This is a genomic window from Hydrococcus rivularis NIES-593 (genome assembly GCF_001904635.1).
Classification (GTDB): Bacteria; Cyanobacteriota; Cyanobacteriia; order Cyanobacteriales; family Microcystaceae; genus Hydrococcus; species Hydrococcus rivularis.
The window spans coordinates 1-21,393 of sequence record NZ_MRCB01000049.1 but is presented as its reverse complement, the minus strand read 5'-3'; the positions used below and the strand labels follow the sequence as shown (position 1 = coordinate 21,393).

The following is a 21,393-nucleotide window of genomic DNA, read 5'->3' as shown; positions in this document are numbered from 1 at the left end:
AGATAACGGCTCTTTACACAAGAGCCAGATTGTTCAAGCCCAGTGGGATGCTTGGGCCCAACAGGGATTGATTATGTTTTTTCTGCCACCTTATTGTTCTAAAATGAATCCAATTGAAGGGGAGTGGCATCAGCTGAAAGCCCATGAAATGGCTGGACAGATGTTTGATCCCGCTTATGATTTAGCGATGGCGGTGGAAGCCGCTGTTGAGCATCGATATGAATCGAAAGAGGATCTGGTAGAGCGTTTTATATTTAATTCACCCTAACCACTTTAAAAGGAAGATGATGACCATCCAGAAGACGTGCATCTAATCCAAGCGATTGAGCGGAGCGAATGAAGTTTGGGCTGGAATCAACGCCGATCGCTTCACAACCAAACTCTTGTAACTTCATAGTTAATGCTCCGTCTCCACATCCTAAATCTAGGATTCTTTCTCCTACTTTAGAATTCAGCAATTCAACAACAGGCATCCCCAGATCGGAAACGAAGCGAGCGTTCTTGGCATAAGTCTCAGAATTCCAGGTTTGTGCTATGAAGAAAAATCTTCCAAAACTTGATGATTCAACAAGGATAACGTTCTTGCTCACCCGCCGCCAATCACTTTGTGGATCAACGAAAAGACGTTATACGGTCGGCGTGCAACGGGCTTGTTAGACGGTAGCGTAAGAGACATCCATCTGCTGGCTAACTAAATAGTAGCGTCAAAGTTATAGGTGCGAACGACGCTTGCGTGTTTGCCAGAGCCATTATCATTAGCAGCAGGGTAAGAGGAACGGCTAGAACTCCCATTGTGATGAGCGCTTTTGCTTTCAGCCTCCACATGGACTCACTTGCCCGAGAGTTCATCAGTTTTCGCCATAAGCGTGTGGTGAAAATAGCGAATACCACAAGCAAGATGCTACAAACGATTGCCTTTGGTCTCTGCCACGAGAGGCGATCGCGCACCTCGTTTTGCAACACAGGCGGCATGTGGGCACTACCTGAGTGCACCCAAGTATTGACTGCTTGGTAATGCGCTGCCTTTTGCGTACCCGCTTGCGGTGTGCCGAGATCCCAAATGACTCGGGCAAAGCCCTCTTGAGGGTTTAATACGGTGCCTAGATTTACCGCCACAATCAAAAGCATAAACAGGGCGACGATAGTGCTTACTAGCCCAAAACAAAAATACGCTCTTTTCTCAAATGTCCAATTGCAAGTTTCAGCTTTTTGCATTCTCTTAAACCGTCGCCAGAAATACACGCCTAGCGCTATGAACAGGAGCGCAAAAATGCCTCCCTCGATAACGAGCGCAGCATGATACTTGATGTAATCGTGCAATAGCGTGTTGTAGGCAGGGTTAGAGTGTGAACCAGATTGCATCAGGCTATAGAGCGCATTTTGTAGGTTGTCGCTGTCCACAGTAAGCCTTGTTGTTAATTCTTATCTAAAATCTTGCTATTCCTGCAATATTTTCTCTGTGAAGCTTGTAGAGAGTGACACAAATGTTTATATGCTCATTGAGTTCTGAAGCAGGCTAACGGTGAAGTGCAGCGGCGGTAGATAACCTTGAACTCAGCACCAGCGGCTTTCAACTGTCTGCTGCATTTGAATTGTTGGGCTGGTGTGTAGATGCTGATTACCTAATTCTTATGCGATTGTCGTCTTCAAACCTCATAGTTGTATACTCTACTTCCGAGCATACTATTATATCAAGCTGTGATGCTCGCTCTTTAAAGACTTGCCTGATACTCTCTAATGTTGATGAGACTAATTCTTGATCTGCTCCAACTGGATAAACCAGGATGAGGTCTATATCATTGTAAAGCTCTCGTCTTAGATATGAGCCAAACAAATATACTTGAAAACGTGAGGGGACTGAAGCCTCACTAAGTAGAGATTGTGAGAAGCTAAGACGATTGGTTTTCTCCTCTTGTACGAGATAATTCAGAAATTCATTGCCATCTTTACGGATAGCACCCATAAAAGTTTTAAGCGTGAATAAGCCGATTTCACGCTCAATGCAGAGAGCTTTTGCCTCCCATGTATACGTTCCGTAGGGATTAGAGCAAATTATGGCATCAATGCCTGGATCAATTGCCATAATTTTTTCAAACGTATATTCAGTGAAGAAGTAGGTATTTGTCGCAAAGACTCGGAGGCTTCGACCATCATTCAGGTCAACATCAAACATGGCTATGTTGAGCTTCTTCATTCGGTTGATAAAAGAATGGTTTGCCAAGAATTTCTCGATATATGCTGAAACTGTTGCCTGCCTAAATTCTAATTCTTCTTCACCTCTTCTCTCCAAATTGTCTATAGGTATACCAAGACTCTGCTTAATGAAGTCATCAAATTCTCTTGGGAATAACTTATAATCATTGACTTTCTTTCCCAATAAGCAGTTGTCCCGAAAGGAATCTGAATGAAGTTTATAGCTCATCATTTGCCAATAAACTTCCCACGGATAGGGAAAATTTCCTTTGTTAGCTTCAATTAGTCCAACGATTCTTTGGTTATTTGGAAGAATTGTGTCTAAGCATCGTCGTCGCCAAATAGTTAACGTATCTCCAGAGCTACCCTGCAATGCTTGTTTTGAAAAAGGACCGTACTCTTCAAAGATGGCTTTGTTCTCTATTAAAAGGTCATTGATCTGCTCAAGTAGTTTCCTCTCGTCATAAATTTGAGGAAAATTGAAGAGTGAATTTATCTTCGATTCGTGAGTAGTCTTCCATTTCTGCATTTGCTCGACAGAAAATTTATCCTCTAGCTCATCAACAATCTTGTGGCATTCCAAACAAAGCATTATTAAATTAGCTATACCATCCCTATCAATATAGTCAGCTAATTCATGCTCACTTCGAGGACCATTCTTACCGTGACCAATGATGTGAGCTACATTTGCAAGGCTAACTACCTCATCCTCAACATTAGCGAAGAGGTATTTATTGCAATTTGAATTTTGACAGAAACCGCCGCACTGCGCCCATAGTTTACGAGCAATATTTGTTGCAATACTTTTTCGGTTCATGATTGCAATGTAATTCAGACTACAAACCTAACCAGTCTCGCAAGGATTGAGCGAGCCGATTGGCATCGTCCTTAGCTAACTGACCAATCACTTTGATCGCCAAACTTTCATACACTGTATACACGCCTCTTTTGACTGCGGTTTCTACGTTCAATCCTGCTGCTGCCCACTCAGACAACACAAACTCTCCTGCCAGTAATGAACTTGTTTTGCTTGTCAGAGGAGTAATGAGAATGTCTTGAGATGGATGCGCTGTACTTACAACAACAGCAGATCTTACCTTTGAGCTCGACAAATCCGAGAAAGGATAGCGCACTAGAATAACGTCATGCTTGGAGTAGCTGGGCATACACATCATCCTCAGCATTGTCCCAAACTGCATCAAGTGAGGTTTGGCTTGCGTTCAACCAAAACTCAGCCTCGTCGTCCGGTAAAACTGTCACCAACACCCTTACCCCTTCCGGTAGTTCTGCTGACTCCAATAGCTCAATTTTTCCTTGCCGAACTGTAGCCCACAGTGTTTTTAGCATATCTGTTACATGAGACTATGCCTTGATTTTATGTCGTAACTCCTGTTTATGCGATCGCCTCCGACTGTTTAGAGCAATGCCACACAGACAACCTCGAAGTAGATTAGCCTTTGATGCTTACAGGTAGCCTTGCTGCAACGTCCCCACCAAGATGTGAAGCAGCCGAACTATTTATTATACAGAAAGTTTCGGCCTATCCACCCTATAGGGGACAAAATTGAGAAAGTTTCCGTATATCCACCCATATTAGAATAATATCAAGAAATTTTCGGTATATTCTGCGATGATATCCAGAAAGAGTCTGGATATCATGCCAAATAGTTATACTATCAAGAATTTTTCTGGATATCACTTAGTAGCGAACTCGCGGATCGAGAAAACCATAGGTCAGGTCGGCAACCACGTTAAAAACGACAATCAAAATGGCGTAGATAAAGGTAATTGCCATGACAACAGGAGTATCGCTGCTCTTAATCGAATCGACTAGCAGCGCTCCAATTCCAGGAACGCGAAAGACTTGTTCTGTCACCAAAGCTCCGGTAAAAATTGCAGGAACGTCTAGAGCTACTAAGGTAACCACAGGAATCATGGCATTGCGGAGAATGTGGTTTTTTAGAACGGCAAAACTACTCAACCCTTTGGCATAAGCCGTGCGCACGTATTCCTGAACGAGTTCTTCGAGTACCGAGGAACGAACGAAGCGCATTAATACGGCTGACTGATACAATACCAGCACGCACACTGGCATAATCGATTGTCTAATTTGCTCGACAAAAGTTTCCCAATTAGTAATTTGTAAAGTGCTGTTGTAGATAAAGGGAAACCAGTTAAGCTGAACGCCAAAAATAATAATAAAAAGCAATCCGGTAAAGAAAGTTGGTAAAGAAAATCCTAATAAAGCAAAAGTAGTAACGAATTTATCGAGCCAAGAATATCGTTTTAGGGCAGAAAGAATGCCGAGAGGAAGTGCTACTAATACTCCCAAAAAATAGGCTAAACCGACAATCCATAGCGTAGTTGGCAAGCGTTGTAAGATGATTTCAAGGACTGGGCTGCGACTGGCAAAAGAATACCCCATATCGCCTCGAATAAATGCCCAAGCCCACTTAAAATAACGAATATAAATCGGTTGGTCGAGTCCCAAACTTCTGCGAATATTTTCGCGGACTTCTTCAGTAATTGAGGGATTGGAGGCAAATTCTCCCATCGGATCGCCGGGCGCTAATGCTAAAATCGTGAAAATAACGATACTTATCGCAATTAACGTAGGAATAGAAATTAATAAGCGTCTGGTTAAATATTGCAGCATCAATGATGGCGTTTACGAGGTTTCCGTGAGTTTTTAGAGAAAAAATCGCGATCGCGTCTCACAATCAACCGAGTAGTAGAGCCTCTAACAGATGGAAGATTACACAGAGAGTTCTTGTTAAGTTACCCGATCGCATGTCCGTTATCTAAGAACGCTTCCAATCTTTAATATTCCAAGTATTTCTATCCCAAGGAGTCAAGTCATAACCAACTAAATTATTACTAAAAGCTGCAACATCGGCGCGATGAACGAGGGGAATAATTATCGTATTATTAACCAGCATATCGTTCATTTTAATAAACATTTTTTGCCGTTTTTTCGGATCTAATTCCTGGGTGGATTCTTGCCAGAGTTTGTCATAGTCTTTGTTACAGTAACGAGCGTTATTATCGCCAGTCCAATTATTGGCTTTTTGAGGAATTTCTGCACAAGTAAAATACTTCATATAAGCAACAGGATCGGGACTGTTATTTCCTGAGGTATACATCTGCAAATCGGCATAAAACTTTTCTACGGTATCGCTATTAGCTGGATCGCTAGAGAAGTAAATCCCAGGATCGATACTTTTCAATTCTACAGCAACGCCGAGAGTTTGTAATCCTTGTTTGACAATTTCCTGAGTTTTTTGGCGCAAGGGATTAACTGAAGTTTGAAAGAGAATTTTCATTTCTGTACCATTTTTATCGCGAATTCCATTTTTGTTAGTATCTTTCCATCCCACTTCATCTAATAAAGCTTTTGCCTTTTCTAAATTAAATTCATATTTCGTATTAGGAGAATTATATTGCTCTGGCAGGACTAAAATATTGGCAGTTGGTTTGCCTGTAATACCATAAAGTTGTTGAGAAATTGTATCGCGATCGATTGCCAAAGAAAAAGCTTGACGAACTTTTGGATTGCTAAAGAAAGGATGAGGAAATTTTAAACTAGAACGTTCTCCATCTGGTGTAGCTTTATTAGGATCGCTTTGATTAAGAATAATTCGCTCGACTAAAGAACCATATTCCGAGATGAGCTTACCTTTCCCCGATGCTTCAAATTCTTTTAGGATGGAAGATTCTACTTGAAGATTATAAGCATAATCTGCACCGCCTGTTTGTAGCACTGCTCTTGCTGCTGAAGTTGCATCGCCACCGCCTTTTAATTCAATGCGTTTAAACCCTAATTTATCAACTTCTCTAAAGTTAGGATTGGGTTCGTAAACAACAACATCACCAGGTCTAAACTCTACAACTTGGTAAGGTCCCGTTCCGGCTGGTTTTAAATTTGCAGGAGCTTGTCGAGCATTTTCTCCATTAAATTTTTCATAGAGGTGACGCGGAATAATCATTCCTTCAGAGCCTACAAATACCGCCGACCAATCTGGATTGATATCTTTAAAATTTACCTTGATGGTATAGTCATCAATTGCCTCAACATTTTTGACAACCTGATAGGGACCCGAACTCGTCGCACCTACTTTAGGATTGGTAACAAATTGATAAGTAAATACTACATCAGCCGCCGTAAATGGTTTGCCATCAGACCATTTAATTCCTTTTTTGAGTTTCCAAGTAACGGATTTTCCATCTTTAGCAATGCCCCCATTTTCAGGAGTAGGAATTTCTGCGGCTAAAAAAGGAATTAATTTGCCATTTTTATCATACGTTGCCAAAGGTTCTAAGGTAATGCGACTCGCCTCCGCATCCTTATAGCCAGTGGATAAGTGAGGATTGAGAATTGTTGGCGCTTGCCAATAAAGTAGTCTTAAAACTTCATTATTGCCCTGGGTAGTTGTTGGCGTAGTTGAAGATTGTTGCTGTGGGTTGCAGGCAGAAAATAGCAAAGTAGAGCAAAGGGATAGGATTAAGAGAGAGAAAAAGAAAGAACGAGTTAGAAGTTTTTTAAAGGTCACTCTAAATTATGGCTCCTCAAATGGTTTCAACGTACTAAGCTCTCTTTTAAAAGGTGTAGAAAGGAAAGATATTTCGATCTTATCGGTAATGAATCGGTACCGTCCCCTACTGGTTGAGTGACAAAACTCAAATCGCCCTCACCCCAACCCCTCTCCCATTCAGGGAGAGTAGTTCTCAACTTAAGACTTTTTGCCTGAAGTCCCTTTTCTCCTTGTGGGAAAAGAGATTTAGGGATGAGGGGTCAAAGATTTGTCAGTCAACCAGCGTCCCCTATTATCGGCGATCGAGACAGTGATGCTTCAAGTGCCGCGATCGCTTGTTTGATTAAGATTTTTTCTCAAAGCAAGAGTATAAGTAGAATTCTGTAATTTTTTGATGAAGTTAGCCGATCTCGGTGTTCCTGCTCTAGGCATTGGGGGTAGCAAGCGGATAGCATCAAAATAACCTCACACAAACGATTCTCACTCAAGATTAACCTCAGTGAAGATTAGTAGCAAAGATCCCTGGTTGGCAGTTAACTTTTCGATGTTTTTCCCAGGTATCGGACAGTTCTATGCGGGAAAACCGATTAAAGGCGTAATTTTCTGCGCGTATCAAACAGGGTTATTAGCGATCGCATTTTGGTCGATTTTCTCTCCTGATGGCAATACGGTGGCCGGATTAATCGAACTCTGCATCGCCACAGTTTTTTATTCGGTCAATATACTAGATGCTCATCTTTGCGTTTATCGTCAGCAAGACGATCCAACCTTAGAAAAAATTCCTCGCCAGCAAAAAAACCCTTGGTTTGCTGTCTGTATCTCTCGCGTCTTACCGGGATTGGGTCAGCTATACATCGACAAAGCCGTCTCCGGTATTTTATTTTTGACAGCGACGCTGTTTTTACTCAAGCTTGACGATTTTTTTGCGTCGCTGTTGGTTATTCCGCCGCTTTTGAAGGCGATCTCAACTTACCACGCCTATATTACTTTTCCCCAACAAAAAACACCTTTTTATCGTTCGTTGATAGCAGTGATGGCGGGAGCGATCTTTTTGTGGGGATTGTTTTGGAGTCACGTTCCCCAGTGGCTTAACCAAAGGATGTTTCTGATTCCTAGCGAGTCGATGGTGCCAACCTTGCAGAAAGGCGATCGTATTTTCGTTCAACCCTTTCATGGCGATCTGCCACAAAGAGGAGATATCGTCGTCTTTAGACCCACCAGCGCGATCGAAGTGCTTGACGATGAAGCAGCTCGCGATGACAATCTCTATTACGTCAAGCGATTGATTGGCAAACCCGGAGAAACTCTTCGCATCGATAATGGTATCGTTTATATTAACGAGCAACCTTTACAAGAAAGCTATATCGCTGCTCCTCCTAATTATCAATGGGGGCCGGAAACCATACCAGCCAACTCCTATTTTGTAATGGGTGACAACCGAAATGACAGCTTTGACTCCCATATATGGGGATTTTTGCCCAGAGAGTATTTATTTGGTAAAGCTTACAAAATTTATTGGCCTCCACAGAGAGTAAGGTCGCTCCTTAAGTGAGAGACTGGGAGACTGGGGGAAGTCGGAACTCAGAAGCCGGGGGAGTGTGAGGAGAGTAGGGGAAGTCCAGGATTCATAGATTTCCCAATCCTTTCATCCTTTTATCAAATGACTAATGACAAAGGACAACTGACCAATCCAAAATCCAAATAACTGGTAATTGAACAAATGGAACCCGAAGCCCTACAATCCCTGCTTGAATCTGTTGCTAGGGGTCAAGTTAGTCCAGAAACCGCTCTAGAAAAGCTCAAATACTTGAGTTTTGAGCCTGTTGAGGAATTTGCCAAGATCGATCGCCATCGACAGCTAAGAACGGGTTTTCCAGAAGTCATTTGGGGTCCTGGTAAAACCCCCGAGCAAATTGCTCAAATTATGAAAGCCATGAGCCAAGGTTCTCCCGTAGTCATGGCTACCCGAATCGAACCCGCCGTAGCCGAACACCTTGAAGAACAGGTTCCCGGTCTAGTCTATTACCCAATTGCTCGCATTTGCGCCCTGAAAACGGCTGAATCCGGCGCGAGCTATGATGGAGTCATTTCCATTCTGACTGCGGGAACGGCGGATTTACCCGTTGCAGAAGAAGCTGCCGTAACGGCTGAACTGTGCGGTTTTCAAGTACAGCGTTTGTGGGATGTTGGCGTGGCAGGAATTCATCGGTTATTGAGCCATCGTCAGGTAATTGACCAAGCGGATGTCCTGATTGTGGTCGCGGGAATGGAGGGAGCATTACCTAGCGTGGTTGCAGGAATGGCAGATTGCCCCGTTATTGCAGTTCCTACCAGTGTGGGTTACGGAGCGAGTTTTGGCGGTATCGCTCCTCTGTTGACCATGCTCAACTCCTGTGCGGCTGGCATTGGCGTAGTCAATATTGACAATGGCTTTGGGGCTGCAATTTTGGCAGGGCAAATCCTCCGTATCGCTAATAAATTTAAACGCAACTGCCGAAAGCTATAGCTTATACCATTTTTCATTCATTAATGACAGAGATAGTCGATCTCCCTCACCCCCAACCCCTCTCCCAAATAGGGAGAGGGGAGAAGAATGTCGATCGCGAAAACCTGAAAATTGGTATTACCCATCTTGATAGACAGTTTCTGTCGCGGAATCTGGTAGCTGTTTTCCGGCTTGATTTTTTGGGAGCGGTTTTTTAGGTTGAGAATTGACTGGATAGCTCTTAAACTGACTGAGAGCTTCACTCGCACTTTTGACGACATCGCTATCGAAATCTCGCAATGCTTGTTTGAGATAGGGAATCACTTTTTCTGACTTAATTTTCCCCAAAGCGATCGCAGCTGCCTGGCGAACCGAAGGATCCGTATCTCGGCTTAATTGCCCCAAAACTGAGATAGCTCGCTGCGTCTCGGCTCTAACCTTCTTCGCACTGGCAATATTTCCTAAGGCCAAAGCTACCAATTTCCGGATCTGAGTGTCAGGATGAGTTTTGTGTTCGATCGCCTCAAGCAATTCTATCGTTTGACCGAACTCTGCCATAGCAAGCAGCTTTTCTTCTAATCTCTGAATGTTTTTTTGGACGGGAAGGGGAAAAGCTACCGATTCTTTAACTTGGGATAGAGGTTTTTGGATTGCTGTTTCTGGTACGCTAGATTGGGGCAGATCGACTTTAGCCTGTTCGGCTTCCTCTAGGGCTATTTTTAAACTTTTTTCTGCTTTTCTGGCTGTTGGCGATGAAGCTCTCTGTGGAGATCTTTCGGCTTTAATTTTAGAGATTGCAAAAAGAGCTAGGGCGATCGCGATCGCAAAAATAAGCGAATTTATGATTAAGGTGAGAAATTGTTGTAGGGCTTGCATGAATCGGATTAAAGTTATTGGGTGTAAAATATTGCGAATCTATCTTGCTAGATTTTGGCAAATCTCAGGAGTGTCGCGCAACGTTACATTAATAACAAAAAAACTTGAAGTTGAGTATTATGTCTGGAACATCAATTTCAACGGCTAACTTACTCAGACACCGAGCTATCTCGCGATGCTGGCATCGCCACCAGTCTCAATGCCAAATTTTACGCGCTCAATTGGGGTTTGACCGAGTTGAATCCTCGCGTCCTTTAGCCTGTCAAGGTTGTCGTCACTATCACGGAAAAGCCTATGGTCTTACTCGGACAACTCGCATTCGCCTAATTTGCGGTTTTCATCCCTATGGCTGGATGGAAAAAGAAGGCTGTCCCGATTGGCAAGGAGAAAAAGAGTCAATTAGTTAGTTATAAATAAGAGTCCGACAACATCGATCCAATTAGTCTCAAATAAAAAATTATAGAAATATATTTCTTTCCGAAGGAAGATGAAAAATATCAACCAATTTGCTTAAGCTTTCTAAGTAAAAATATAAAATATTGAGATCGAACCAGAAGCTAATAAAATAGCCAGAAAAAATTGCCAATGAAAGAGAAAGTTATTAATATTCTGCTGGTAGAAGACGATGAAGTCGATGTAATGAATGTCAAACGGGCATTTAAAAAAAATAATATTACCAATCCTCTTTACGTTGCAGGAAATGGATTAGAGGCTCTGGCAATGTTGCGAGGACAGGAAGGGAAACCTCCAATAATACCAACTCATCGGAGACTGATTTTGCTCGATCTCAATATGCCCAAAATGAATGGAATAGAATTCCTTCAGGAATTGAGAGCCGATCCCGAACTAAAAGCAACGCCTGTCATCGTACTGAGTACGTCCGACGAGGATAAAGACAAAATAGAGGCATACAACTTAAATGTTGCCGGATATATTCTTAAACCCGTAACTTTTATGAATTTCGCTCAAATAATGGTTACTCTGAATAATTATTGGACATTAAGTGAATTGCCTCATTGAAAAAAATCGCTTGCATTAGCCTTGCATTAGCAAAGTAAGAAAATCGATTTAATTAGAAACATATTTAATAACTTAGGATCGCTGTGGAGAATAATACCGGTTTGCCAGCGATTGCGCCATAATGTCATCGATTTTGGTTAGATACGCTGCTAGACTGATGAGTTACTTGCCTGTATCCTTAGCAAGAGAGCGTAGAGAATCCCAGTGTATGGGCGACAATCGGACAAATGACGCGGAAACCCCGCCCTAACAGGGTGGGGTTAAGTTTACGCAAAAGAGCCGGATAGTCATACCTTAATTGCGATCGCGCCGACTCCTACCTAGTTAGTTTATTCTCACAAGCGTCACTTGTATGGATTTAGAGATTTTTGAACGAGATAGCAAGCAATTCGTTTCTGCCGATTGGGGGTCGCTGCCAGAGTGGCCCCGAGTACCGAGCAACCATCCAGTGCCAAAGCTAACTCTCAAAGCTGATGAATTATTTTTGATCGCAGATACTCTAGGAAATATTGCCGATGGCTTGGAAAACGAGCAGACAATTAACCTGGGATTATTCTGTCACGACACTCGTTTTTTGAGTCGATTGGAGTTGCAAATAGAAGAATGCGTCACTAATGGCAAAGCTGCCAGACAGTTTTCTCCCATCCTTTTGAGTAGCAATGCAGATAAAGGATTCGCTCTCTCGGTTTTGTGTTCTAATCCCCGTCTGCCAGGTATCGAACCAGAAACTATCGGCATTCAGCGAGAAATCGTTCTCAACGGCGGCTTGTTTGAAGAGATAGAAATAACAAACTACAACACTAAAGCAGTCAGTTTTTCCATCACCCTCACTTTCGAGGCTGATTTTGCCGATTTGTTTGAAATTCGGGGTCAACAGCGCAAAAAGAGAGGAAAATTCCTCAGACAGATCCCACAGGGAGTCGATCCAAAAAAATTCCTGATGCTTTCCGAGTTCCAGCAAGACTCTTTAATCCTTGCCTATCAGGGACTAGACGGTTTATTAATGGAATCTCGCATTCAATTTTACCAAAATCCGCCCGACTGCTTCAAAGGCTACACTGCGGTTTGGCAATTGTCTCTCGAACCTCACGCCACTAAAAAAATAGGCTATCGGCTGCAAATGATGACGAATCATAAGTCTACGGTGGCCCGCGAGATAGCTACTACCCTCGGACAAGCCAAAGCCGCTAATTTGCTTGAAGAACAGGAATGGTGTCAGCGAGTCACCAAAATTCGTTCTGATAATGAAACCTTTAACCAGGTAATTTCTCGTGCCGAACAAGACATCTACTTACTCTTGCAAAACTTTCAAGAGTATAAAGCCCTTTCCGCAGGCGTTCCTTGGTTTTCGACTCTCTTTGGACGAGATGCTTTGATTGCTGCTTCCCAAACCCTGATTCTCGATCCGACAATTGCTAAAGACACCTTGCAACTTCTGGCGCACTATCAAGGTCAAGTTAACGACGAGTGGCGCGACGAAGAACCCGGCAAGATTTTGCACGAACTCCGATTGGGGGAAATGGCTCGTTGTGGAGAAATTCCCCATACGCCTTACTACGGTACGGTAGATGCTACGCCTCTGTGGTTAATGCTCTATGCGGAGTATTATGCTTGGACCAACGACCATCTCACATTAGATCGGTTATGGTCTAATGCTCTGGCAGCAATGGATTGGATTGACGCTCAATGCCAAAAGACGGGCTATCTGAGTTATGAGCGCAAATCTAAGTCTACACGGGGTTTGGTGAATCAGGGATGGAAAGATTCTGGCGATTGCATCGTCGATCGCCATGGTAAACTAGCAACGGGCGCGATCGCGCTGTGCGAAGTGCAAGCCTACGTCTACGCTGCTAAAATCCGACTGGCGCACATGGCTCGCATCAAGCATCATATCGATCTCGCCACTCGTTGGGAAAAAGAAGCAACAGAGCTAAAATTACGATTTAATCGCGATTTTTGGCTAGAAGACGAAGATTTCTGCGCCCTAGCCCTCGATGGCGAAGGAAAACCTGTCGATAGTATTACCTCTAATCCCGGTCATTGCTTATCTCTGGGCATTTTTACGCCAGAAAAAGCGGCTAGCGTTGCAGAAAGGCTACTCGCACCGGATCTATTTAGCGGCTGGGGAATCCGTACCCTCAGCAGCAACTCTCCCGCTTACAATCCCATGGGATATCATGTCGGTTCGGTTTGGCCCCACGATAATGCTATTATTGCTGCGGGATTGCGGGCTTTAGGTTCGATCGACTCTGCCTTGGAAGTTGTTAAAGGCACGATCGACATGACCTTGCAGCAACCCTATCAACGCCCTCCCGAACTTTTTTGCGGTCACGATCGCATCGATGGCAGCCATCCCATACAATATCCCGTAGCTTGTTCCCCTCAAGCTTGGGCGACGGGCAGTATCTTTCAACTGCTGACCTTAATGCTAAATTTGGTTCCCGATGCCCCCGGAAATTGCCTGCGCATCGTCGATCCTACCTTGCCCGATTTCATCAATAAACTGTCAATCCAAAACCTACGCATTGGTTCGACAATCGTGGATCTCGATTTTGAACGTACCGATATGACAACTGCCTGTCGAGTGGTCAAAAAGCGCGGTAACTTGCGAGCGATCGTTGAAACCTAAGCTGGACTTTTTAATATTCATTCAACACCTTCTTCAAAGCCTCCTCTGCAGCGGCTTTTGTTGCATCTTGTTTGCGGCGACCCGTACCAATGCCGTATACAACGCCATTTACGCGCACGCCAAATGTAAAAGCTTTAGCATGATCGGGTCCCGATTCTTCTATGAGAAAATATTCCGGATTGCAGCCAAATTCTGCTAGCGCCCATTGCTGAAAGCGATTTTTTACATCAACCAGATTTTGGGAATTCCTATCGGATTGAGGAAGTACGATACTGTCAGCAACTGATTGAAACAAAGTCCTAACAAATTCGCGGACGGATTCGAGTCCCGAATCAAGAAAATATGCACCTATAATTGCTTCAAAGGTATCGCTCAATAGGGCAGGATTTTGGCGACCGCCATCTTTTTGAGCGCCTTTACCGAGTCGCATGTATTCTCCGATGCCCAGTTCCGTAGCAAATTTAGCTAGTTGCGTCTCGTCTACTAAAGAGCTGCGCAGGCGAGTTAGCTGGGCTTCGCTTAAATTGGGATATCTCTGATAGAGAAATTCACTGACTAGAAATCCAAGAACAGAATCTCCCAAAAATTCTAAGCGTTCGTTATGTTCGTTAGTATCGGAATTTTCGTTGATATAGGAACGATGGGTAAGGGCACATTGCCATAATTTTTTATCTTGAAATTTTGGAAGTTTGTGCATTTTGATTTTTATCCTAACCGCTCGAACAAAGCAGCTAAAATAGTGTTAGAAAATAAAAATCCTTCGGGATCGGTTAATCTTATTTTATTGCGAATTGTTAATTGCGAATCGTCTCGACTTTCTGTTGTTATCCATTCTACCCAACCTTGTTGCGTATAAGGATGCAAACAAGTCCAAATTTTCTCTAAAATTTCTTCTCCAAATTGCTGACAAAGCTGAGATAAATCTACTCCTTGTGCAAGGCGCAATCCGAGCATGAGTGTTTCTAAGAGGCGATCGCACTCCGAAGTTTCTGGACAATCGATCGCGCCACGATTTTCTTTCAATTGTTGCACCCAGGCATAATATTCAACTCTCGTGCGCGGGCGAGTAAATCGCTGTCTCCTGACATAACTAGCAGCTCCCATACCAAAGCCATAAAAAGCTCGATTCTCCCAATAAGCGCGATTGTGGCGGCATTGATAGCCCTCTTGGGCGTAATTAGAAATTTCATAATGCTCGTATCCTGCCCTTGTTAACATTTGCTGGGCGAGACGATACATTTGGGCGGTCATTTCATCCGTTGGTAAGGGAGTTTCTCCGGGTTGATATTGCTTGCCAAAAGCTGTGACGGGTTCGAGTACCAAGTCATAACAAGAAAGGTGTTTGGGCGAAAGCGCGATCGCACTCTCAACAGAGGCTTGCCATTGTTCTAATGTTTGATGCGGCAAACCCGAAATCAGATCTATGCTGAAATTATCGGCACCGGCTTGGCGAATTAAATCAACTGCCGCGAAAATGTCGCTAACGGAATGCGATCGCCCGCAAAGTTGCAGTAATTCGTCCTCAAAGGCTTGCACTCCCAGACTGACGCGATTGACTCCAGCCTGAAGATATCCTTGCAACTGTTCTAGGGTAAACGTTCCTGGATCCATTTCCATGGAAATTTCTGCATCCGAGGCGATCCCGAAGCATTGCGAGAGCGTTTCTAAGATGCGTTCTAAATATTTGACTGGCAGTAGGGAAGGCGTTCCTCCGCCAAAGAAAACTGTTTCTAATGGCTGTCCGAATCCGGGTGCAACTGCGATTTCTTGGCACAAGACCTCGACATACTCAGCAATAGAAATGGAGGTGTTAATGTTGGTTTTATTTCCCAGGACAGAGATCGGAAAATCGCAGTAATAGCAGCGCCGACGACAAAAAGGAATATGAATGTAAGCAAAACGAGGCAAATCGGTTTTGACTGAATCTTGGGCTATTTTTTGCCTAGAAAGCTTTTGAGATTCTAGCTGAATTTCTCTCATTAATACCATCCTTAATCCCAAAATAATCTTGTTTTTAAATAGGATTGATTCTGTTGCAAAAACTAATACTTTTACTAAAAAACGCTACAGATGCTCTCCGAGAAGTCTGAGACCCAGATCTGCCGCCCAATTGTCAATTAATTGCGAATGGCGAATTGTGAATTGGTCTAATGTTCCGATGGTAATTAAGGCAACACTTTTAACAAAACAAGCACCAAACTTTGGCGATCGAAGAGATATAATAGGGACGATTCCTATCTCTCATCAACAAAGTTTCTCGAATTTATAGCCCGAACTCCCAAGGAGTTTCATTGGATCGGAAACATGCTTGACGCAATCATTATTATTCTATTCATCCTAGCAGCCGCCGGAGTCGGCTTTGATAGCGTCGATTTGCTGCCACGTGCCATACAGGAGCAAATTTCTAATATTGAGGCGTTGCGGTGGTTAACAGCTGGTTTTACCTCGATTATCGGTTTGGCACTCGGTCTAGTTGCCCAAACCACCTATCGTCGCATAGAAGCCCAAATTCGCCAAACCTCAATTGAAACGATTCTGACGCGGGCAGTGGGGCTAGTCGTCGGACTCCTAATTGCTAACTTGATGCTAGCACCGATCTTTCTGCTACCCATCCCTGAAGAATTCGCTTTCATCAAGCCAATGATGGCAATTTTGGGCAGCGTTATCTTCTCTTTTCTAGGCATTAGTTTAGCTGATACTCACGGGCGCACCTTTTTGCGACTGATCGATCCCAACAGCATCGAAACCATGCTGGTTGCGGAAGGAACGCTGCAACCAGCCACCAGTAAGATTATCGATACCAGCTGCATTATCGATGGTCGGATCGAGCAACTATTGGCAACTGGCTTTATTGAGGGACAAATTCTCGTACCTCAGTTTGTCTTGCAGGAATTGCAGCAGCTAGCCGATGCCAGCAACGATCAAAAACGGGTTCGAGGGCGGAGGGGACTCGATATTCTCAATCGCATCCAAGAAGCCTTTCCCGAACAAATTATCATCCATCCGGCTGATTACGAAGATCTGACAGCCGTAGATGCTAAGTTGATTCGTTTGGCACAGGAAATCAACGCTACGCTGCTTACCAACGACTACAATCTCAGTAAAGTCGCCAACTTACAAAAAGTGGCGATTCTCAATGTCAACGATTTAGCACAGGCAATCCGTCCTATTTATCTTCCCGGCGATGCGATCGAGTTAAAAATCCTCAAGCCGGGTAAAGAACCCACCCAAGGAGTCGGCTATCTCGAAGACGGGACGATGGTAGTCGTGGAAGAAGGCAAAGATTATGTGGGGGGAGAAGTGCGAGTCATCGTGACTTCTGCGCTGCAAACTTCGGCGGGGCGAATGATTTTTGCCAAGCCACAATCGGTTGTGGCATCGTCAGAAATATAAACTGGCTTTCATTTGAGAACTCGCCGCTGAAATTCTTCTGCTTGCTTTGGATCGGGAATTTTGTGAGCTAAAGCTTCCACAAAGTCTCTAGGAGAGATGGTAGGATTTTTACTCAGAATTCGCTGGCAAATAATAGAAGCTATCGGTCCGATAAATTGGGCGAGTTCCTGCTGAGAGCGAGAGATAAAATTCAGATCGAGTCGAGAGTCGTCTGTTGCCGCCCGTTCTGGAACTTTTGGCGGAGCGCGATCGGGTAGTGGTCGAGTCGCTTGTACGGTAGTTGTCTCTATTTCTGGAGAAGCGGGCTTTTGTTGCAAGGGTTCGATCGCAACGGACGTTTTCATGCGAGAGTGGGGATCGCTGCCGTACAAACTGCGATAAATCTCTTCTAACTCGCGCAGGATGACTTCGGCAGATTGCGGTCGCTGGCTGGGTAAGCGTGCCATCATGCGATCGAGGAAATCGGCAAACATAGGAGAAACATTAGGCGCAGCCTCTCGCCAGCGCAAATCGTCTACATAGGAATCGTAAAATTCACTGGGATGCTTGCCCGTCAGCAAATAAACAATGGTACGTCCTAACGCAAAAAAATCCGATTCGGGAACAGCCTGACCGTTGAGTTGTTCGAGAGGGCTGTATCCAGCCGAAAACAGCCCGGTGACTTGTCCTTCGGATCGCTTTGATAAGTAAGTTTCCGTTACTTCTCGCGCCGTGCCAAAGTCGATCAACACCAACTGTCCGTCGGCTCGAAGCATAATATTGGAGGGCTTAATATCTCGATGAAAAAAGTGATGGCTGTGAATCTCTTTCAAAATTGAGACTAGCTCGATCGACCATTGAATGGCTCGTTTCTCGCTAATGCAAGACCCCCTGCGATTGATATATTCTTTGAGATCGAGTCCCTCGATTTTTTCCATAACCAGACAGTGCAAGGGATCGGCACTATTGTGAGGATAATAAACAAAATAAGCATCCGGTTCGACTTTCGGAATTCCTGGATGGTTTAATCTCGCTAAAAATTGTGCTTCTCGTTGAAAAAGCTCGACGTACTTGGGGTGATTATAAGTCAGAACTTTCAGGACTTTCAGATCGCTTTGACTTTCGTACCCAGCTTGCGAATCCTTGACTTCATAGGTTTTGCCAAATCCTCCCCCTCCTAATTGTTGCCTGACGCGATAGCGCCCCTCTAGCAGTAACTCAGAGCCACAGCTGACACAAAAGAGAAGTGAATCTTTATTAATGGGATTGGGACAGCGAGGATTAATGCAAAGGCTCATCCGAGTGATAGATTGACGATTGATAAATTAATGTCTTTTCTAACTCTATAGGGGACTTTGGTACGCTATATGCTCGATCGCCTAAGTGACCCTGACTTCTCTATTGTCTCTGAGGTAACGGCTAATTGCCACCATAATTTAGCGATCGCTTAGAATTCCCAATTATTAGTCCTCAGCGCAGTTTTTAACCACTAAAAACTTATAAAAACTTAAAATTCACTAATAAAAAGGAATAATTAGGAAAAATTCTTTACTTTAGAGCGAGTGACTCAAGCTAACAAGCGATCGCACACACTGACGACTGCGTTTGCCCAACCTTGGCAACCGGGTGCGGAAGCGACTTGCCAGCCTCGCCCCATTAAACCCGGATGGGGTGCTTTTGCGCTAGGAACGACGATAGGAACATCTACGGCTTCAAGCATAGCTAAATCGTTAGGGCTGTTGCCCAATCCCACCGTAATCAGTTTTTCCTCTGCTTTAGGAGATCGATAATGCCGAACTAACCAGCGAACGGCTTTGCCTTTGCCAGCACCGCTGCCGATTAGATGAGAAAAGCGATCTCCGACGACGACTTGAAACCCCTTCGCCTCAACCGCTTGTTGTAGCTGCTGTTGCGAAACGCGATCGGGAGTAAGAAATGGCTCTGTAAACTCCCGCGCTTTTGCCCGTTTGACTTCTTGCTCGGATAGTCCGGTCAGTTGCCCGATCTCTTGTTCGCTGAGATCGCCAAAGCCTCGCAATCGTTCCCCAAGCATCGTTGCAACTGCCGCGAGTCCTTGTCGAGCTTGTGCATAGGTACAGCCCAAAAGTTCGAGTTGATAGCCTTCCCGCTCGATTTTTGCGCTCAAGACAAACTGTTTTGAGTCGAGAGGGACAAAAACAGCACTCCCATTTTCAACGATAAAGGGATCGCCCAGATTGAGTTCTTGACGTAGCGTCTCGACTTCCTGGCGCGTTTTACTGGTAACGGGAATGACGGGAATTTGCTTAGCTTGGAGTTCCTTTAAGACGGGAAGGGCTGCATCACAACGATAATCGTCTTGGTTAAGCAGAGTTCCGTCTAAATCGGTAAAAATAATTATTGCCATTTTTAATCCGTCATCCGTCATTTGTTAGTAGAGACGCTTCGATCTATCTATAGAAATGCTAGAGATTTCCCAACAGTTACTGTCAAAAACCCTCCCGTACAATGGTATGTAAATTCCCTAAAATCTTACTACAAATCCCTGGAGAGAGAGAAACGGGAGTGTGGGACATTGGTTTTTCTATACTCACTCATCCCCTTCCCCAATCTCCTCGTCTCCTCTGCTCTCTATTTATGGGCTGCGTTCGATAATAACTTCTCTTCCACCATCAGAAGCAGCAGGACGAATATAGTTAGGATTTTCTCGCAACGAGGTATTAAAAGGATTGGGTAAATCCCGTGTTCTTATTCTCGGTAGAGACGATTGCTGTTGTAGAGTATCTTTATAGAGTGCCTCTAACAACTCTGCATCCCTAGTAATTTGATTTTCTGGGAAAGATGCTGGTACCTGAAAAGGAATAATCCCCAATTCATTGTTCAGTTGCCCTAAGGGATCGGTGCCCTCGAAAAAGTCGCCGGAATTGTGCGAGAAAGCCCGGTTAAAGGTTTCCGATAGTGCTTCGGTCGAGGCAGCAGTTGCCGATGTCTCCTCTCTAGTCGTCATTGCCGATTCTAGCATCCGACGTTCGACTGCTTGCAAACAGGCATTCATCCCAGCTGCAAATTCGTAGCGGGTTAGAGGTCGATTGCCTCGGTATGTGCGATCGGGGTAGCCGACCACACAGCCATATTCTTCTACTAAATTCTGCAATGCCTCAAAAGCCCATTCTCCTGGAGCAACATCGCTGAACTGGGCGATACTTGTCACTTGTGCCAGTAACTTCTCTCTATCTTCGTTGCTATAGGGAGCGAATTGATTCGCTGTTAGCACCGAGATTGGGACTTCGCCTGCGTTAGCCAACGATGGCACGAGAGCGGACGTACCAAAAGCCGCTAGGATAAGGAAGGAAGATTTCCAAACGATCTTAGACATTTTTATTGATGGCTCCTCACCAGGGAAAAATAGCTAAAACAAATTTTTCTAGATAGTGCTAATTGCTTTTCGTGCAATAAACTGAATTAACTTCCTAAAAAGTTAATCTACATGGCTCAATTTTAACTGAAATCTTAGAAAACAAAGCCTCCTTGTTTGATTTCTCTTGACAGTGCCACCTATGAAAACCAATTCCCAAGCTAACGTCTTAGTTACTAACGCCGATTTGTCTGCCATACGCCAGCTACTTTTAGACTTATTCGTTCGTTTGGCTTACAAAGAAGGAGATTTTGTCCTGTCTTCAGGACAGCGCAGCAACTATTACATCAATGGCAAACAAGTCACCCTTACGGCAGAAGGAGCCTTAGCTATCGGTCGTTTATTACTTTCCATGTTGCCAGAAGATACCCAATCCGTAGCCGGTTTGACGCTGGGTGCCGATCCTATAGTGACGGCGGTGAGCGTAGTGTCAGCCTACGAAAATCGCCCCATTCCCGCACTTATCGTTCGCAAAGAGGCAAAAGGACACGGAACGCGAGCCTATCTCGAAGGTCCGACTCTACCATCTGGGGCAAAAGTTGTCGTTCTAGAAGATGTCGTGACAACCGGAAAATCGGCAATGCTAGCAGTGGAAAGATTGCGAGCCGCTGGTTACGCAGTCGAGCAAGTTATTGCCTTAGTAGATCGCAAGCAAGGAGGCGCAGAATTTTATTGCTCACAAGGACTTAAGTTTCAAGCACTCTTTTCGATTGAGGAAATTCGGCAGCGTTACGCTCAGATAGAATTGGAGCGATGACTTATATTATATAGCGTGATTGTCGGGGAGCAATTTCGCTTTGGGTAGGCAGCAGAACTTAAATAATTAGACATAGTTGAATAATCCTAGACATATTTTTATGTTATACTGGCTCTATGTCCAACTTATTAACGG

The 21,393-nt window shown here is 44.2% G+C and carries 22 protein-coding genes; 9 read left to right on the top strand and 13 right to left on the bottom strand.

The genetic code is table 11. The annotated features are described in order from the left end of the window. Window positions 1-268, top strand: a 268-nt coding sequence (locus tag NIES593_RS22105; RefSeq protein ID WP_175561211.1) for a transposase, incomplete at its 5' end; no start/stop codon positions are given. Here NIES593_RS22105 and NIES593_RS22100 read toward each other — a convergent pair. The 7 genes from NIES593_RS22100 to NIES593_RS22070 form a co-directional block, all read right to left on the bottom strand. Then, window positions 255-590, bottom strand: a complete 336-nt coding sequence (locus tag NIES593_RS22100) for a class I SAM-dependent methyltransferase (protein WP_217652007.1) — start codon at window positions 588-590, stop codon at window positions 255-257. The two genes, NIES593_RS22105 and NIES593_RS22100, sit on opposite strands and share 14 nt — an antisense overlap. 97 nt (window positions 591-687) lie before the next feature. After that, on the bottom strand, window positions 688-1,362 hold the full coding sequence (locus NIES593_RS22095) for a hypothetical protein (protein WP_139253782.1): 675 nt from the start codon (window positions 1,360-1,362) through the stop codon (window positions 688-690). A 256-nt stretch (window positions 1,363-1,618) separates the two neighbouring features. Beyond that, complete coding sequence (locus tag NIES593_RS22090) at window positions 1,619-3,010, bottom strand: nucleotidyltransferase domain-containing protein (RefSeq protein WP_073601639.1); 1,392 nt, start codon at window positions 3,008-3,010, stop codon at window positions 1,619-1,621. Window positions 3,011-3,029: 19 nt separating this feature from the next. Next, the gene (locus tag NIES593_RS22085; RefSeq protein WP_073601638.1) at window positions 3,030-3,359 is read right to left on the bottom strand and encodes a type II toxin-antitoxin system PemK/MazF family toxin; all 330 of its coding nucleotides are present in this window, start codon (window positions 3,357-3,359) and stop codon (window positions 3,030-3,032) included. Next, window positions 3,337-3,540, bottom strand: a complete 204-nt coding sequence (locus NIES593_RS22080) for a hypothetical protein (RefSeq protein WP_073601637.1) — start codon at window positions 3,538-3,540, stop codon at window positions 3,337-3,339. Before NIES593_RS22080 ends, NIES593_RS22085 begins: the two co-directional genes overlap by 23 nt. Window positions 3,541-3,892: 352 nt before the next feature. Beyond that, window positions 3,893-4,849 carry an ABC transporter permease gene (locus tag NIES593_RS22075; RefSeq protein WP_073601636.1) on the bottom strand — a complete coding sequence of 319 codons (957 nt, stop codon included), beginning with the start codon at window positions 4,847-4,849 and terminating at the stop codon, window positions 3,893-3,895. Between the two features lie 145 nt (window positions 4,850-4,994). Then, window positions 4,995-6,743 carry a peptide ABC transporter substrate-binding protein gene (locus NIES593_RS22070; protein ID WP_073601635.1) on the bottom strand — a complete coding sequence of 583 codons (1,749 nt, stop codon included), beginning with the start codon at window positions 6,741-6,743 and terminating at the stop codon, window positions 4,995-4,997. 481 nt (window positions 6,744-7,224) lie between these two features. Here NIES593_RS22070 and lepB point away from each other — a divergent pair, with 481 nt between their 5' ends. The 3 genes from lepB (at window position 7,225) to NIES593_RS24425 (ending at window position 9,428) form a co-directional block, all read left to right on the top strand. Continuing rightward, window positions 7,225-8,277, top strand: coding sequence for a signal peptidase I (gene lepB / locus NIES593_RS22065; RefSeq protein WP_175561210.1), 1,053 nt, complete (start codon window positions 7,225-7,227; stop codon window positions 8,275-8,277). 168 nt (window positions 8,278-8,445) lie between these two features. Next, a complete protein-coding gene (gene larB / locus NIES593_RS22060; protein ID WP_073601634.1) occupies window positions 8,446-9,231 on the top strand; it encodes a nickel pincer cofactor biosynthesis protein LarB in 786 nt (261 codons plus the stop codon). Between the two features lie 23 nt (window positions 9,232-9,254). Further along, window positions 9,255-9,428, top strand: coding sequence for a hypothetical protein (locus NIES593_RS24425; protein WP_175561209.1), 174 nt, complete (start codon window positions 9,255-9,257; stop codon window positions 9,426-9,428). Here the strand turns inward: NIES593_RS24425 and NIES593_RS22055 are convergent. After that, the gene (locus tag NIES593_RS22055; RefSeq protein ID WP_073601633.1) at window positions 9,349-10,086 is read right to left on the bottom strand and encodes a HEAT repeat domain-containing protein; all 738 of its coding nucleotides are present in this window, start codon (window positions 10,084-10,086) and stop codon (window positions 9,349-9,351) included. The two genes, NIES593_RS24425 and NIES593_RS22055, sit on opposite strands and share 80 nt — an antisense overlap. Window positions 10,087-10,205: 119 nt before the next feature. Here NIES593_RS22055 and NIES593_RS22050 point away from each other — a divergent pair, with 119 nt between their 5' ends. The 3 genes from NIES593_RS22050 (at window position 10,206) to NIES593_RS22040 (ending at window position 13,735) form a co-directional block, all read left to right on the top strand. Next, complete coding sequence (locus tag NIES593_RS22050; protein ID WP_175561208.1) at window positions 10,206-10,493, top strand: hypothetical protein; 288 nt, start codon at window positions 10,206-10,208, stop codon at window positions 10,491-10,493. Window positions 10,494-10,671: 178 nt separating this feature from the next. Continuing rightward, a complete protein-coding gene (locus NIES593_RS22045; protein WP_073601632.1) occupies window positions 10,672-11,106 on the top strand; it encodes a response regulator in 435 nt (144 codons plus the stop codon). Window positions 11,107-11,458: 352 nt separating this feature from the next. Then, entirely contained in the window at window positions 11,459-13,735 is a 2,277-nt protein-coding gene (locus tag NIES593_RS22040; protein ID WP_073601631.1) for an amylo-alpha-1,6-glucosidase, read from the top strand. A gap of 10 nt (window positions 13,736-13,745) precedes the next feature. Here the strand turns inward: NIES593_RS22040 and rnc are convergent, their stop codons facing one another. Both rnc and hemW read right to left on the bottom strand, forming a co-directional pair. Beyond that, the gene (gene rnc, locus NIES593_RS22035) at window positions 13,746-14,432 is read right to left on the bottom strand and encodes a ribonuclease III (protein WP_073601630.1); all 687 of its coding nucleotides are present in this window, start codon (window positions 14,430-14,432) and stop codon (window positions 13,746-13,748) included. An 8-nt stretch (window positions 14,433-14,440) separates the two neighbouring features. Continuing rightward, entirely contained in the window at window positions 14,441-15,715 is a 1,275-nt protein-coding gene (hemW, locus tag NIES593_RS22030; RefSeq protein WP_175561207.1) for a radical SAM family heme chaperone HemW, read from the bottom strand. Between the two features lie 324 nt (window positions 15,716-16,039). On the opposite strand from hemW, the gene NIES593_RS22025 reads away from it, so the two are divergent. Continuing rightward, on the top strand, window positions 16,040-17,128 hold the full coding sequence (locus tag NIES593_RS22025; RefSeq protein ID WP_073601629.1) for a PIN/TRAM domain-containing protein: 1,089 nt from the start codon (window positions 16,040-16,042) through the stop codon (window positions 17,126-17,128). Window positions 17,129-17,136: 8 nt separating this feature from the next. Here NIES593_RS22025 and NIES593_RS22020 read toward each other — a convergent pair whose 3' ends face one another. The 3 genes from NIES593_RS22020 to NIES593_RS24705 form a co-directional block, all read right to left on the bottom strand. Next, window positions 17,137-18,405 (bottom strand): serine/threonine protein kinase, encoded by a 1,269-nt coding sequence (locus NIES593_RS22020; protein ID WP_073601628.1) that lies wholly within the window; start codon window positions 18,403-18,405, stop codon window positions 17,137-17,139. 269 nt (window positions 18,406-18,674) lie between these two features. Continuing rightward, window positions 18,675-19,514: an HAD-IIB family hydrolase gene (locus NIES593_RS22015; protein WP_083602516.1), complete on the bottom strand. Its 840-nt coding sequence runs from the start codon at window positions 19,512-19,514 to the stop codon at window positions 18,675-18,677. 207 nt (window positions 19,515-19,721) lie between these two features. Then, window positions 19,722-20,462 carry an iron uptake porin gene (locus tag NIES593_RS24705; protein ID WP_083602515.1) on the bottom strand — a complete coding sequence of 247 codons (741 nt, stop codon included), beginning with the start codon at window positions 20,460-20,462 and terminating at the stop codon, window positions 19,722-19,724. A 181-nt stretch (window positions 20,463-20,643) separates the two neighbouring features. Between NIES593_RS24705 and pyrE the strand changes: the two genes are divergently transcribed. Continuing rightward, window positions 20,644-21,258: an orotate phosphoribosyltransferase gene (pyrE, locus tag NIES593_RS22005; RefSeq protein WP_073601627.1), complete on the top strand. Its 615-nt coding sequence runs from the start codon at window positions 20,644-20,646 to the stop codon at window positions 21,256-21,258. The last annotated feature ends 135 nt before the right edge of the window (window positions 21,259-21,393 follow it).

Coding starts and splice junctions, on each gene's coding strand:
- NIES593_RS22095 (WP_139253782.1), bottom strand. CDS start 1,362: ATGCAATCTGGTTCACACTCTAACCCTGCCTACAACACGCTATTGCAC.
- NIES593_RS22090 (WP_073601639.1), bottom strand. CDS start 3,010: ATGAACCGAAAAAGTATTGCAACAAATATTGCTCGTAAACTATGGGCG.
- NIES593_RS22085 (WP_073601638.1), bottom strand. CDS start 3,359: ATGCCCAGCTACTCCAAGCATGACGTTATTCTAGTGCGCTATCCTTTC.
- NIES593_RS22080 (WP_073601637.1), bottom strand. CDS start 3,540: ATGCTAAAAACACTGTGGGCTACAGTTCGGCAAGGAAAAATTGAGCTA.
- NIES593_RS22075 (WP_073601636.1), bottom strand. CDS start 4,849: ATGCTGCAATATTTAACCAGACGCTTATTAATTTCTATTCCTACGTTA.
- larB (WP_073601634.1), top strand. CDS start 8,446: ATGGAACCCGAAGCCCTACAATCCCTGCTTGAATCTGTTGCTAGGGGT.
- NIES593_RS24425 (WP_175561209.1), top strand. CDS start 9,255: ATGACAGAGATAGTCGATCTCCCTCACCCCCAACCCCTCTCCCAAATA.
- NIES593_RS22055 (WP_073601633.1), bottom strand. CDS start 10,086: ATGCAAGCCCTACAACAATTTCTCACCTTAATCATAAATTCGCTTATT.
- NIES593_RS22050 (WP_175561208.1), top strand. CDS start 10,206: ATGTCTGGAACATCAATTTCAACGGCTAACTTACTCAGACACCGAGCT.
- NIES593_RS22045 (WP_073601632.1), top strand. CDS start 10,672: ATGAAAGAGAAAGTTATTAATATTCTGCTGGTAGAAGACGATGAAGTC.
- NIES593_RS22040 (WP_073601631.1), top strand. CDS start 11,459: ATGGATTTAGAGATTTTTGAACGAGATAGCAAGCAATTCGTTTCTGCC.
- rnc (WP_073601630.1), bottom strand. CDS start 14,432: ATGCACAAACTTCCAAAATTTCAAGATAAAAAATTATGGCAATGTGCC.
- hemW (WP_175561207.1), bottom strand. CDS start 15,715: ATGAGAGAAATTCAGCTAGAATCTCAAAAGCTTTCTAGGCAAAAAATA.
- NIES593_RS22025 (WP_073601629.1), top strand. CDS start 16,040: ATGCTTGACGCAATCATTATTATTCTATTCATCCTAGCAGCCGCCGGA.
- NIES593_RS22020 (WP_073601628.1), bottom strand. CDS start 18,405: ATGAGCCTTTGCATTAATCCTCGCTGTCCCAATCCCATTAATAAAGAT.
- NIES593_RS22015 (WP_083602516.1), bottom strand. CDS start 19,514: ATGACGGATGACGGATTAAAAATGGCAATAATTATTTTTACCGATTTA.
- NIES593_RS24705 (WP_083602515.1), bottom strand. CDS start 20,462: ATGTCTAAGATCGTTTGGAAATCTTCCTTCCTTATCCTAGCGGCTTTT.
- pyrE (WP_073601627.1), top strand. CDS start 20,644: ATGAAAACCAATTCCCAAGCTAACGTCTTAGTTACTAACGCCGATTTG.